The 13,336-nt window shown below is 66.9% G+C and carries 9 protein-coding genes; 3 read left to right on the top strand and 6 right to left on the bottom strand.

What is annotated here, in order from left to right; genetic code table 11:
* The first annotated feature begins 88 nt into the window (after positions 1–88).
* From D0B54_RS13370 to D0B54_RS13380, 3 genes are all read left to right on the top strand, one after another.
* Positions 89–1,594 carry an OmpA family protein gene (locus tag D0B54_RS13370; protein ID WP_117291809.1) on the top strand — a complete coding sequence of 502 codons (1,506 nt, stop codon included), beginning with the start codon at positions 89–91 and terminating at the stop codon, positions 1,592–1,594.
* 229 nt (positions 1,595–1,823) lie between these two features.
* Positions 1,824–4,160, top strand: a complete 2,337-nt coding sequence (locus D0B54_RS25080; protein WP_162932406.1) for an Ig-like domain-containing protein — start codon at positions 1,824–1,826, stop codon at positions 4,158–4,160.
* Between the two features lie 22 nt (positions 4,161–4,182).
* A complete protein-coding gene (locus D0B54_RS13380; protein WP_240433426.1) occupies positions 4,183–5,757 on the top strand; it encodes an OmpA family protein in 1,575 nt (524 codons plus the stop codon).
* Positions 5,758–6,078: 321 nt separating this feature from the next.
* Here the strand turns inward: D0B54_RS13380 and D0B54_RS13385 are convergent, their stop codons facing one another.
* From D0B54_RS13385 to D0B54_RS13410, 6 genes are all read right to left on the bottom strand, one after another.
* Positions 6,079–8,073, bottom strand: a complete 1,995-nt coding sequence (locus D0B54_RS13385; RefSeq protein ID WP_117291811.1) for an acetyl/propionyl/methylcrotonyl-CoA carboxylase subunit alpha — start codon at positions 8,071–8,073, stop codon at positions 6,079–6,081.
* A gap of 22 nt (positions 8,074–8,095) precedes the next feature.
* Positions 8,096–8,908: an enoyl-CoA hydratase/isomerase family protein gene (locus D0B54_RS13390; RefSeq protein ID WP_117291812.1), complete on the bottom strand. Its 813-nt coding sequence runs from the start codon at positions 8,906–8,908 to the stop codon at positions 8,096–8,098.
* 8 nt (positions 8,909–8,916) lie between these two features.
* Positions 8,917–10,542 (bottom strand): acyl-CoA carboxylase subunit beta, encoded by a 1,626-nt coding sequence (locus D0B54_RS13395; RefSeq protein ID WP_117291813.1) that lies wholly within the window; start codon positions 10,540–10,542, stop codon positions 8,917–8,919.
* A 154-nt stretch (positions 10,543–10,696) separates the two neighbouring features.
* The gene (locus tag D0B54_RS13400) at positions 10,697–11,563 is read right to left on the bottom strand and encodes an SDR family oxidoreductase (protein WP_117291814.1); all 867 of its coding nucleotides are present in this window, start codon (positions 11,561–11,563) and stop codon (positions 10,697–10,699) included.
* Positions 11,564–11,630: 67 nt separating this feature from the next.
* On the bottom strand, positions 11,631–12,563 hold the full coding sequence (locus D0B54_RS13405; RefSeq protein WP_117291815.1) for an electron transfer flavoprotein subunit alpha/FixB family protein: 933 nt from the start codon (positions 12,561–12,563) through the stop codon (positions 11,631–11,633).
* Positions 12,563–13,309 carry an electron transfer flavoprotein subunit beta/FixA family protein gene (locus D0B54_RS13410; RefSeq protein ID WP_117291816.1) on the bottom strand — a complete coding sequence of 249 codons (747 nt, stop codon included), beginning with the start codon at positions 13,307–13,309 and terminating at the stop codon, positions 12,563–12,565. The genes D0B54_RS13405 and D0B54_RS13410 overlap by 1 nt, the downstream gene beginning before the upstream one ends.
* Positions 13,310–13,336: the final 27 nt, after the last annotated feature.

Genomic DNA, 13,336 nt, shown 5'->3' on the forward strand with positions numbered 1-13,336 from the left:
GAACGTCGTCAAGAAAATTCGTCTCGGGTATCGTCGGCAAGGTACAGTCGCGTCCGCAGCAGCTCTTTCAGGGATGGGAGATTCAAGAATGTCGAAATTTGCATGGTTGGCCGCCGCAGGTCTGCTCTGGACCGCCGCGGTTTCCGCCCAGGACAGCGGCAAGTACGACCAGCGCTGGTATGTGTCGCCGTCGATCGGCGGCGTCTTCGCCGACCAGGACGACATGGACAGCGGCATCGCCGGCTCCGTCAGCATCGGCCGCGCGCTGAACCGCTACCTGGGCTTCGAACTGGAAGGCAGCTACAGCAGCCTGACCGTTTCCGGCCTGCCGGCGGAGAACGACTACAAGCGCATCACGGCAGGCGCCAACCTGCTGCAGTACTTCACCACCGACAAGTCCAGCATCCGTCCCTTCCTGATCGGCAGCGTCAACGCCCACAAGATCGACTTCCTCGGCGAAGACCTGACCGGCGCCGGCGTCGGCCTGGGCCTGGGCTCGATGTTCCAGATGTCGCCCTGGTGGGACCTGCGCCTGCAGGCGCGCTACAACCTCGACTTCATCAGCGAGGAAGGCATCGTCCAGGAGGACAGCTTCTACGTCTGGGACGTGGGCCTGGGCTTCCGCTACAAGTTCGGTGCCGACCCCAACGACTCCGACGGCGACGGCGTGCCCGACAACCTCGACAAGTGCCCCAACACGCCCAAGGGCGTGGCGGTGTACTCCGACGGCTGCCCGACCGACCTCGACGGTGACGGCGTGCCCGATTACCTCGACAAGTGCCCCGGCACCCCCAAGGGCACGGTGGTCAACGCCTCCGGCTGCCCGGCCGACTCCGACGGCGACGGCGTGCCCGACGAACTCGACAAGTGCCCCAATACGGCGCGCGGCGTGATGGTGGGCCCGGACGGCTGCCCGATCGACAGCGACGGCGACGGCATCCCCGATGCCTACGACAAGTGCCCCAACACGCCCAAGGGCACCATCGTGGGTCCGGACGGCTGCCCGGCCACCGATGCCGACGGCGACGGCGTACCCGACTTCATGGACAAGTGCCCGGGGACCCCGAAGGGTATCGCCGTGGGTCCGGACGGCTGCCCGCTGGATTCCGACGGCGACGGCATCCCCGACTACCTCGACGAGTGCCCGCGCACTCCGCCTGGCGCCAAGGTCCTGCCCAACGGCTGCGCGCTGACCGGCGATTGCCGTACGCCGCGTCCGGGTGAAGCGGTCGACGCCAATGGCTGCGCGCTGGACAAGAACTTCATCCTGCGCGGCGTCAAGTTCGAGTTCGATTCGGACCGCCTGACCGAGCCCGCCAAGCTGATCCTCAACGAAGTCGGCGAGACCCTGAAGGCCTATCCGAACATCAGCGTGGATCTGGAAGGCCACACCGACTCCGTGGGTTCGGACAACTACAACCTGGGCCTGTCCGAGCGCCGTGCCAACTCGGTCAAGACCTACCTGGCGGGCCGCGGCATCGTGGTCAAGCGCATGAACCCGGTCGGCTACGGCGAAACCCGCCCGATCGACACCAACGACACCGAGGCCGGCCGCGAAGAGAACCGTCGCGTCGAGCTGAAGGTCCTGGAGTAGGCAGCCAGCGCGATACTGAAAACCCTGCCGGAGGCGACCCCGGCAGGGTTTTTTCTTGTCCGGGAAACAGGCGAACTGCAATCCGTTTCCTACGGGACCACCCCCTGGGGGGGTGATGGCACGCTCGCTGCTTGATATTCTTGGGTTTTCCGCCTTGACGTGCAGGCGTACGGTCTGTCATAAGCACCGCAAAACAAGTAGTCGACTTTTCAGCCTTGGGGACTTTCGCATGAGACAGCTGCGCTTCTTCTATTCCCGCAACGTACTGGCGCTGATCGCGCTGGTGCTTGCAGCCTGCAGCGGCGGCGGTGCCCGCAGCCCCGACCTGCCATTCCCCGAGCTTCTGGGCTTCAGCGTGTCCTGCGTTCCCGCTGGCCCGCTGGAGATCGGCCAGACCTCGCAGTGCAGCGCCGACACGAACAGCTGCCGCTACCGCGAGTACCTGTCCAGCGGTGGCACCCGTGAAGTCACCATCGCCTGCCCGGCCGTAACCTGGTCGGCCAGCCCGGGCTCGGTCGCCACGATCAACGGCACCGGGCTGCTCACCGGCACCGGCGCCGGTACCGCCACGGTCACCGGCACCATCGACGGCGTCCGCGACACCACCGAGGTGCGCATCGTCGCCGCCACCCTGGTCAGCGCCAACGTCTCCTGCAACCCGAATACGCTCAACGTCGGCCAGACCGCGCAGTGCGTGGTCAGCAACTGCACCTACACCGTCCCCGGCTCCACCACGCCGCAGACGCGCCAGTGCCCCGACGCGACTTGGTCGGCTTCGCCGAACACCGTCGGCAGCATCACCAACGCCGGCGTGTTCACCGCCACCGGCGCCGGTACGGCCACGGTCACCGCCAACGTCGGCACCCTGACCCCGACCACGCAGATCCAGGTGTCCGGCGCCTGCATCCAGAGCATCGACGTCACTCCGGCGACTGCCACCGTGATTGCCGGCCAAAGCCAGACCTACGTCTCGACCGCCCGCTTCAGCAACAACACCTTCGGCAACGTCACCGCCAGCACGACCTTCTCGTCGAGCAACGCCGACGTCGCCAGCTTCCCGGCCGGCGCGGGCAATGCCACCGCCAGCACCGATGCGCAACTGGCCACGCAGACCAACGTCACCGTGACCGGTTCCTACACCGGCAACACCTGCGGCGCCGGTCCGCTGACCGACAACGCCACGCTGACGGTGCGCCCGGGCACGATCCTGGCCAATGGCCTCTGCCTTGAAGCGATCAGCGGCAGCGACGGCTTCGAAGGCTGCCGCGCCGACACCGGCGCCTGCACCACCGCGCCGCTGTCCCTGACGGTCGGCCAGCAGCGCCAGCTGCGCCTGCGTGCCCGCTTCGACAGCGGCCAGGAGTGCAACCTCACCAACAGCGCCGGCAGCAGCTTTGCCTCGTCGGCCACCTCGGTGGGCACCGTCACCAACACGGTGCCGCCGGGCCGCGGCCTGGTCACCGGCGTCGCGCCGGGCGACAGCAACCTCACGGGTAGCGCCACTATCGGCGGCTCGACCGTCGCTGCGGCGCCGATCGCGTTGACCGTGCGCCTCAACGAAGTGCTGGGCGCCAACAGCGTCGCGGTGTCGGCCAAGAGCCTCGCCAACCCGGGCGCGCCGAGCAAGTTCGCCTGCGTCGGCGCCACCGACCTGGTCGGCGGCCTGACCGACAGCTCGAAGCTGCAGGGGCGGCAGCGCCTGTTCGCCGGCGCCCGCTTCTGCAAGCCGGCCGACGTCAACGCCACTACCGGCAACTGCGACACCTTCATCGACGGCGACGTCTACCGCGACGTCACCAACGATGACGGCGTGACCGAAGCCAACCCGGATGCCAACCGCATCGTCTGGACCCAGAGCAACGGCTACTGGAATGGCGCGGCCTGCGTCACGACCCTGCCGGCGCTGCCGATCGGCAACGGTCCGTCCGGCCTGGTCGGCGACGACCTCACCCCGGCACTGCGCTATGCCCTGGGCGATCGCCGTCCCGGCGAGAACGGCGTGGTGGTGGGCGCGGGCAACCTGCGCATCGGCTTCAGCTGCATCACGGCCGACTACCACAACCCTGCCTTCCCGGCGAACAACGACGTCGATGGCATGACCGTGCTGGTGCTGCCGGTGACCAACGACGTGATCCTGGGATCCTCCAACGATGAGGACGCCACCCAGCTGTGCGCGGCGCTGGAAGCGGTCTTCCAGCTCGGCTCCTCGCCCAACGGCGGCAACGGCGTGGTCACCCAGGTGCTGAGCGCGGTAACGGAGATCGTCAACCCGATCCTGCAGTCGCTGGCCGGCGGCCAGGAGCCGGGCAACGAGGGTCCGATCCCGGTCGATACCATCGTCACCCAACTGCTGACGGCACTTTCGGACCCGCTGACCAGCCAGTTGTTCGCGACTCCGCTGGGCGACCTGGTGGCGCTGCTCGACAACACCATCTATGCACCGGTGCTGTGCGGTGTGGACACCCTGCTGACCGCGATCCTGACGGCCAATCCGGCGGCGATCGGCGACGCGCAGCTTTGCGTCCCCGAGGTCCCGACGTTCCCCTTTCCGTTTCCTGCCCCGTAATTAAGCCCAGGGAAGAACAACAATGAATCGCATGCGCATGCTGTGCGTAACCCTGCTGGGGCTGTTCCCCGCCCTCGCCCTGGCCCAGACGGCGGCTCCGGCCGCCGCCGCGCCGCCCGCACCGGTGGCCACTGCCCCGGCCACCCCTGCCGTGATCGAAGTGCAGGATGACCGCTGGTCGCTATGGCCCTATGTCGGTGCCGTGATATCCGACAAGTCGGATCTCGACTACGGCATCACCGCCGGCGGCCTGGCCACCAAGCCGCTGACCAACCGCATCGTGCTGGAGCTGGGTGGCGACTACAGCAACCTGGAGACCACCAATGCGGGCGACTACGAGCGCATCAGCGGCCGCGCCGGTCTGGAAGCCTTCATCGGCAAGCCTTTCCACGACTCGTCCTGGGACTTCCAGCCCTATATCGCCGGCGGCGTGCACTTCTCCACCGTGGAGTTCCTGGGCGAGCGCACCGGCGCCTGGGGCCCTTACGGCAGCCTCGGCTTCCTGCAGCGCCTCGGCGACCTGACGATGCTCAAGCTTGAGGCCCGCTACCAGCAGGACGAGGTGCAGGAGCAGGGCACGCTGCCCGATGAGAGTTACTACACCTGGCAGGCCTTCGCCGGCCTGCGCATTGCGCTCGGCAAGAAGCCGGGCGACTCCGATGGAGACGGTGTGCCCGACTACCTCGACAAGTGCCCCAACACGCCGCCGGGCGTAGCGGTGTACTCCGACGGTTGCCCGACCGACCTCGACCAGGACGGTGTGCCCGACTACCTCGACAAGTGCCCGGGTACGCCCAAGGGTACGGTGGTCGGTCCGGACGGCTGCCCGGCCGATGCCGACGGCGACGGCGTGCCGAACAACCTCGACAAGTGCCCCAACACGCCGCGCGGCGTGCAGGTGGGCCCGGACGGTTGCCCGATCGACAGCGACGGCGACGGCATCCCCGACGCCTACGACAAGTGCCCCAACACGCCCAAGGGCACCATCGTGGGTCCGGACGGCTGCCCGGCGGCCGACGCCGACGGTGACGGCATCCCCGACTTCATGGACAAGTGCCCGGAGACGCCGAAGGGCGTGGCCGTGGGTCCGGACGGCTGCCCGCTGGATTCCGACGGCGACGGCATCCCCGACTACCTCGACGAGTGCCCGCGCACTCCGCCGGGTGCCAAGGTCCTGCCCAACGGCTGCGCGCTGACCGGCGATTGCCGTACGCCGCGTCCGGGTGAAGCGGTCGACGCCAATGGCTGCGCGCTGGACAAGAACTTCATCCTGCGCGGCGTCAAGTTCGAGTTCGATTCGGACCGCCTGACCGAGCCCGCCAAGCTGATCCTCAACGAGGTGGCCGAGACGCTGAAGGCCTACCCGACGATCAAGGTCGACCTGGAAGGTCACACCGACGCGATCGGTTCGGACAATTACAACCTGGGCCTGTCGGAGCGTCGCGCCAACTCGGTGAAGACCTACCTGTCCGGTCGCGGTACCGAAGCCCGCCGCATGAACCCGGTCGGCTACGGCGAAACCCGCCCGATCGACACCAACGAGACCGAGGAAGGCCGCGAGAACAACCGTCGCGTGGAACTGAAGGTCCTCGAGTAAGCAACAAGCGCTGTAACTCAAAACCCCGCCGGAGCGATCCGGCGGGGTTTTTATGGGCCATCCAACCGGGACCGCTCACCCCGAGTGCCGCGCAGCGGTGTATCGAGGGGCGCGCCGTGCCTCGATACGCACGCTCCGCGGCTACTCGGCATGAACGGTTCAGGGATGCATCGGAGTGCAAAGAATAAGGCCCGCATGGCGGGCCTTGTCCGTCGACACGTCGCGCTGACTCACGACGCTAAGATCCCCATGCCTCAGGGCATGGGTGTGATGGCTTATCGCGGACTGACATTGAGTCAGTCCGCGACCGGGCCATCACATCTACGCTGTTCGCAGCTTTACCACCACCAGCACCTGCCGGTTCTTCACCTGCTGCCCCGCCGTCACGCTGACCGACTCCACGGTCCCCGCCACCGGCAACTGCAGCTGGAACTCCATCTTCATCGCCTCCAGCACCGCCAGGGTCTGGCCCTTCTCGACGCGATCGCCGGGCTTGACGTGCACCGCCACCAGCTTGCCGTCGGAATGCGCCAGCAGGCGGCCGTCGGAGCCGGCCGCGGCGGCCTGTGCCGGAGCCAGCGTGACGTCGCTGTAGCGGTAGCTGGCCCCCTCGGCATCGATCCACACGCTGTCGCCATCGTGGGCGGTGCGCGCCTTGCCCTGCACGCCGTCGCAGACATAGTGGAACTCCTGCTCCAAGTTGCGGCTGACGTCGATCACCCGCTTCTCGCCGCCCTGCGTGATCGTGAAGACGTGGCCGTCGTGCACCAGCACGTCCAGCCGGTACTCCTGCTCGCGCCACTTCAGCCGGTAGTCGGCAGGGGCCTCGTGCGAGCTGTGCCAGCCGATGAACTCGGGCGCCAGACCCTGCTCGCGCGACAGGCGCAAGGCGTCATCCATGTACAGCGCCACCGCTGCCAGCGCCACCTGGTGCGGCGTCGGCTTGCGCGCCGCCACGGCCTCGGCAGGGAAATACTGGCCGATGAAAGCCGTGCTGAAATCACCGGAGGCGAAGGCCTCGTGCGAGATGATGTCGACCAGATAGTCGCGGTTGTTGACCACGCCCAGCAGCGTCGTGTCCCGCAGGGCCTTGAGCAGGCGCTGGCGCGCGGTCTCGCGGTCCTCGCCCCAGGCGATGATCTTGGCCTGCATCGAATCGTAGAACGGACTGATCACCTGGCCGTCGCGCAGGTAGGTATCCACGCGCACGCCGCTGCCCTGGGGGGCGCGCCAGCTCAGCACCCTGCCGGTCTGCGGCAAGTAGTTCTGTTGCGGATCCTCGGCACAGAGACGCACCTCGATGGCCCAGCCGCGCAGGCGCTGCAGGATTTCCTCCTGCGACAGCGGCAGCTTCTCGCCCTGCGCCACGCGCAGCTGCCACTCCACCAGGTCGAGCCCGAAGACCAGTTCGGTCACCGGATGCTCCACCTGCAGGCGCGTGTTCATTTCCAGGAAATAGAACTGGCCATCGCGGGCCAGCATGAACTCGACGGTGCCGGCACCGACGTAGTTCACCGCCTTGGCCGCCGCCACCGCCGCCTCGCCCATGCGGCGGCGCAGCGCCTCGTTCACCGCCGGCGACAGCGCTTCCTCCACCACCTTCTGGTTGCGCCGCTGCACCGAGCAGTCGCGCTCGCCCAGGTAAACGACATTGCCGTAGCGGTCACCGAACACCTGGATCTCGACGTGGCGTGCATCGACCACCGCCTTCTCGATCAGCAGCTGGCCGTTGCCGAAGGCATTGGCGGCCTCGGAACGTGCCGACTGGATGCTGGCCAGCAGTTCGGATGCCTCGTGCACCAGGCGCATGCCGCGGCCGCCGCCGCCGGCGGCCGCCTTGACCATCACCGGCAGGCCGATCATCTTCGACTCGGCCACCAGCAGCTCGTCGGCCTGGTCCTCACCCTGGTAGCCCGGCACGCAGGGCACCTGGGCGGCGAGCATGCGGATCTTGGAAGCAGACTTGTTGCCCATCGCCTCGATCGAATGCGGATCGGGGCCGATGAAGACCAGGCCGGCGTCCTGCACCGCCTGCGCAAAGTCCTCGCGCTCGGACAGGAAGCCGTAGCCGGGATGGATCGCCTCGGCGCCGCTCTGCTTCGCCGCGGCGATGATGTGATCGATGACGAGATACGACTCCTTCACCGGCGCCGGCCCGATGCGCACGGCCTCGTCGGCCTCCAGCACATGCATCGCGTCGCGGTCGGCATCGCTGTAGACCGCGACGGTGCGGTAACCCAGCTGCCTGGCGCCGCGGATCACGCGGACGGCGATTTCGCCACGGTTGGCGACAAGGACCTTGGTGAATCGAGCCATGATGTCTATCTCTGGATTCGTTCTATTGCTTCGCCCAGGCGGGCTGTCTCTTCTGCATGAATGCCGCGATCCCTTCCGGCGCTTCCGGCCCGCGCACGCAGGCGGCGAACTTCTGGGCCGCGTCATCGAGCACCGCATCCATCTCGAGCTTGCCGACGTTGAGCAGGATCTGCTTGGTCAGCGCATTGGCGCGCGGCGCGCAGTTCATCACCTGCGCCAGCGTGTCGCGCAGCCTGCCCTGCAGTTCTTCCTCGCTGGCAAAGCCCTCGTGCACCAAGCCCAGGCGCAATGCCTCGGCGCCACGGAACTGCGCGCCCGTGAGGCACAGGCGGCGCGCCTGGGTCAGGCCGATGCGTTCCACCACGAAAGGCGCGATCTGCGCCGGCGGCAAGCCGCGCGTGGTCTCCGGCATGCCGAACTTCGCTTCCGCATGGGCAAAGGCGATGTCCGAGACACAGGCCAGGCCGAAACCGCCGCCCAGCACCGCACCCTCGCAGACCGCGATCACCACCTGCGGTGCCGCGCTGACCTGGCGCAGCATCACGCCGAAGGAACGGTTCATGCCGACGATGGGATCGACCTCGCCGGGCGCCGGGGGCTTCATGCCGCCGGCCATCATCCCCTTGAGGTCCGCACCGGCGCAGAAGTGGCCGCCGGCGCCGCGCAACACCACCGCACGTACCGCGGACTCGCGGATCGCCTCGAACACGGCACCGATCTCGCCCAGCAGTTCCGGCGTCATCGCGTTGCGCGACTCCGGCCGGTTGAAGGTCATGTGCAGCACGCCGCCTTCGAGATTCAGCAGCAGGCTCTTGCATTCGGGCAGTTGCATGATCGTCTCCCTCAGAACCGCGCCACGCCATAGCTGTTCGGAAACAACTCGCGCGCCTTGCCTTCACGACACACCGACAGGCACAGGCCCAGCACCTTGCGCGTGTCGCGCGGATCGATCAGGCCGTCGTCGAACAGGCGCGCGGTGGCGGCGAAGGCGTGCGATTCCTTGTCGAACTGGTTGATGATGTTCTGGCGGATCGCGCCGAGCATCTTCTCGTCGGTCTCCGACATCTGCTTGCCTTCCTTCTGCCACTTCTCGCGCGTGATGATCTCCATCACGCCGGCGGCCTGCTCGCCGCCCATCACCGAGGTGCGGGAGTTGGGCCAGGCGAAGATGAAGTGCGGGCCGAAGCCGCGGCCGCACATGCCGTAGTTGCCGGCACCGAAGCTGCCGCCCATGACGATGGTGATCTGCGGCACCGTGGCATTGGCCACCGCCTGGATCATCTTGGAGCCGTGCTTGACGATGCCACCCTGCTCGCTCTCGGTGCCCACCATGTAGCCGGTGGTGTTCATCAGGTACACGATCGGCACGTTGGCTTGGCAGCACAGCTGGATGAACTGGCCGGCCTTGGCGGCGCCCTTGGTGGTGATGGGACCGTTGTTGGAGATGATGCCGATCTGGTGGCCGTGCAGCACGGCGCGGCCGCAGATGGTCTGCTGGTCGTACTCGCCCTTGAACTCCAGGAACTCGGAACCGTCGACCAGGCGCGCGATCACCTCGCGGCAGTCGAAGGGCTTGCGGTAGTCGGGCGACACCACGCCGCAGAGTTCCTCGACGTCGTACAGCGGCGCGCGCAGCGGCAGCAGCTCCAGCCTCGGCCGCGAGGCGTTCCAGTTGAGGTTGCGCACGATCTCGCGCGCGATGCGGATGCCGTCGGCATCGCTCTCGGCGATGAACTCGGCGGTGCCGGCCACCGCGCAGTGCATCTCGGCGCCGCCCAGGGCCTCTTCCTCGGCAATCTCGCCGGTGGCGGCTTTCAGCAGCGGCGGGCCAGCCAGGAACACCTTGGCGTGCTTGCGCACCATCACCACGTAGTCGGACAGGCCGGGCATGTAGGCGCCGCCGGCGGTCGAGGAGCCGTGGACGATGGCGATCTGCGGGATGCCGGCGGCGGACAGGCGCGCCTGGTTGGCGAAAGTGCGGCCACCGGGAATGAACAGGTCGGCCTGGTACATCAGGTTGGCGCCGCCGGACTCGATCATCGAGACCGTGGGCAGCTTCTGCTGCAGGGCGATCTCCTGCACGCGCAGGCCCTTCTGCACGCCCCAGGGCGTCATGGTGCCGCCCTTGATGGCGGAGTTGGAGGCGGAGACCAGGCAGCGGGTGCCGGAGACGTAGCCGATGCCGATGATGGTGTTGCCGCCCGCCAGCGAGCCGTCCTTGTCGTCATGCTGCTTGTAGCCGGCCAGGGTCGACAGTTCCAGCCAGGGCGAACCCCGGTCCAGCATCAGGTGCACGCGTTCGCGCGGCAGGATCTGGCCGCGCTTGTGGTAGCGCTCGCGCTTGGACTCCTCTTCCTTGCGGCCCTTTTCTTCCACCGTGCGCCATTCCGCGATCATCTTCAGCAGGCCTTCGCGGTTCTGCTGGAACTGGGCACTGCCGGTGTCTAGCTTTGACTCGATAACAGGCATTTCCGATCTCTCGATAAATCGCTGCGTTTCTGGGAGTTTATCCCTGTACTTGATAGGTTTTCATCAACAATTATTATTTCCATATTACTCGACATCTGCCGCCGTCAGGCACAAAAAAGGCCGCCCGCAGGCGGCCCTGGAAACCGGAAAAGCCTTATTCCTTCACAGCCTTGGGCTTGAAGGCACGGTGGAAGCCGACATAGGGCCTGGCATTCTTGTGCGGCAGCAGCGCAAAAACCTTCTTGTTGAGGCTGCCGCCGCCGTCGATCTTGATGCAGTTGCCGGTGACATAGGCCGCACCCTCGGACAGCAGCCAGACGATCGCCGAGCTGACCTCGGCCTCCTCGGCCATGCGCTGCATCGGCACCTCGCCCCCGAGCTTGGGGATGATCTCGGCCTGGAACGCCGGATCGTAGTGATCCATGCCGCTGGAAGCGACGAAGCCCGGCGCCACGGCATTGACGCGCACCCCGGAAGACGCCCACTCCATCGCCGCCGTCTCGGTGAAGCTCAGCATGCCGGCGCGCGCGGCGCCGCTATGCCCCATGTTGGGCATGCCGCCCCACATGTCCGCCAGCATGTTGACGATGGCACCGCCATTCTTCTTCATCCACTGGTTGTAGACCTCGCGCGCCACCAGGAAGCCGCCGGTGAGGTTGTTGGCCACGACCGCCTCCCAGCCCTTCTTGCCGATGCTGGCGAGCGGCGCCGGATACTGGCCGCCGGCATTGTTGACCAGGCCGTGGATCGCACCGCGTGCGGCCAGGATCGCCTTCACGGCCTCCTTCACGGCGTCCTCGTCGCGGATGTCGAAGGCCTGCATCGACGCCTGGCCGCCGTCCTCGGCGATCTCGGCGGCGGTCTTCTCCAGCTTCTCCAGCTTGCGGCCGGCGATGACCACGTGCGCGCCCAGAGCGGCCAGCTCGTGTGCGGTGCAGCGACCGATGCCCGAACCGCCGCCGGTGACGACGATGGTCTGGCCGGCAAACAGGTCGGAACGGAATACGGATTGGTAACCCATCTTTTCATCCTCCGGAAACGATCAAGGCCGGGATATCCCGGCCTTGATCTGTACAGCGTGGTGTTTCTTACAGCTTGCCCGACAGCTCCGGGACCACCGTGAACAGGTCGCCGACGAGGCCGATGTCGGCCACCTCGAAGATCGGGGCCTCCGGATCCTTGTTGATGGCGACGATGGTGCGGGCGTCCTTGATGCCGGCCAGATGCTGGATGGCACCCGAGATGCCGATGGCGAAGTACAGCTCCGGCGCGATGATCTTGCCGGTCTGGCCGACCTGCATGTCGTTCGGCACGTAGCCCGAGTCCACCGCGGCGCGCGAGGCACCGACGCCGGCGCCGATCTTGTCGGCGAAGTCGTAGATGACCTTGAAGTTCTCGGAGGAGCCGAGCGCGCGGCCACCGGAAACGACGCGGCTGGCGGCCTGCAGGTCCGGACGGGCGGACTTCTGCGCCTCGATCTTGACGAAGCGGGTGTGCGACGGCAGCGCGGCGCTGACCGAAACGGTCTCGACGGCGGCGGAACCGCTCTCACCGACCGCGGTGAACGAAGCCTGGCGCACCGTAGCGACGACCGTGCCGGCCGCGGCTTCCACCGTGGTGATGGCATTGCCGGCGTAGATCGGGCGATCGAACTTGTTCGGCGCGTGCACGGCCATGATGTCGCTGACCTGCTGCACGTTCAGCTTGGCGGCCACGCGCGGGGCGAGGTCCTTGCCGAAGGTGGTGCCGGGGAACAGCACGTGGGTGTAACCCGCGGCCAGCTCGGCGATCTGCGGCGCCAGGATGGCGGCGATCGGGTAGACGTTGGCGGCGTTGTTGACCACCACGACCTTGGCGACGCCATCCAGCTTGGCGGCCTGGCTGCCTACGGCGGCGCCGTCAGCGGCCAGCACGGCGATGGCGATTTCGCCACCGATCTTCTGCGCGGCGGCGACAGCCTTGGCGACGCCGGCATTCAGCTTGCCGTCGGAATGTTCGGCAATGACGAGAATCTTGCTCATTACACCAGCCCCTTTGCCTTGAGTGCAGCAACCAGTTCATCCACCGTCTTGACCATGACGCCCTTGGCACGCGCCGGCGGCGGCGACACCTTGACGGTCTTGGAGCCGGCTTCGAGGGTGACACCCAGGTCGCCCAGCGAGACGGTTTCGATCGGCTTCTTCTTCGCCTTCATGATGTCCGGCAGCTTCAGGTAGCGCGGCTCGTTGAGGCGCAGGTCGACGCTGACCACAGCCGGCAGGTCGACTTCCAGCGTTTCCAGGCCGGCATCGATTTCACGGGTGATCTGCGCCTTGGCGCCGTCCACTTCGACCTTGGAGGCAAAGGTGGCCTGGGCGATGTCGAGCAGCGAGGCGACCATCTGGCCGGTCTGGTTGGCGTCGTCGTCGATCGCCTGCTTGCCGCACAGGAACAGCTGGGCGCCTTCCTTCTTCAGCGCGGCGGCGAAGGCCTTGGCGGCCGTCAGCGGCTGCACTTCGCCCTCTTCCTTGATGTGGATCGCGCGGTCGGCGCCGAAGGCCAGCGCGGAGCGCAGGGTCTCTTCGTTCTTGGCGCCGCCGATCGTCACGGCGACGATCTCGGTGACCTTGCCCTTCTCGCGCAGACGGACCGCTTCTTCCATCGCGATTTCGTCGAAGGGATTCATGCTGAACTTGACGCCGTCCGTGACCACGCCCGAACCATCGGACTTGACCTGGATGCGGACGTTATAGTCCACCACGCGTTTGACGCTGACTAGAACTTTCATTCTCTCGATCTCGGTTTAATCAAAATA

The sequence above is a fragment of the Solimonas sp. K1W22B-7 genome (assembly GCF_003428335.1).
In the GTDB taxonomy this organism is placed as follows: Bacteria; Pseudomonadota; Gammaproteobacteria; order Nevskiales; family Nevskiaceae; genus Solimonas_A.